At 62.8% G+C, this 559-nt stretch carries 1 pseudogene; it reads left to right on the top strand.

Features of this window, described 5'->3' with window-relative positions:
* Positions 1-133 precede the first annotated feature (133 nt).
* Positions 134-559 (top strand): annotated as a pseudogene (locus ASF70_RS24395) (hypothetical protein); the annotation flags it as partial.

Below are 559 nucleotides of genomic sequence, written 5' to 3'. Positions count from 1 at the left end.
CCATGTATGGATGACGGCTAGGACCAGCGTTGATAGGATCGCCGGAGCGAAACGAACTGAAGCAGGCTCGCTAATGGAAGGCAGCAGGGCGGGCGCATACCGGACCAAGGCTGGAACCAAGTGGCGCGTAGGAGTGCTTGACCGTTTACGACGGCTGGGCACCTTGGAGCTTCTGGTCCTTCTTCTCGTCTTGCCGGTCGCAGCGGAGGCGCACGAGCCCGGTTACGCCGAAGCAAAGATCGCCTCGCCCGCACGCACTAGCCGTGCGGGCGTCCGTCTCGCCTTTCCTGCCGGTGAACTGCCCCGTCGCGGGATGCTGGTCGCGACCGGCAACGTCCTGTCGCCGCTGGCTCGATGGATCGTCATTGATCTCGACCTCATGACGATCCGGCAGGCAACGACCCGTCTAACCGATGCGGGAGGATCGGTGAAGATCGAAAGCGAACGCACCGATGCCATCTCGGATGACGAGCGGCGCAACGTGATCGCATTCGGAAACGAGGTCTGGATCATGCCGGATCCCGATCCGCCAATGATCGGCGAGCCGACCGACCAACTG

The sequence above is a fragment of the Rhizobium sp. Leaf321 genome (genome assembly GCF_001423215.1).
GTDB lineage: Bacteria > Pseudomonadota > Alphaproteobacteria > Rhizobiales > Rhizobiaceae > Neorhizobium > Neorhizobium soli.
Note: the sequence above shows the minus strand (reverse complement) of the source record. Positions and strands in the feature narration are given on the sequence as shown.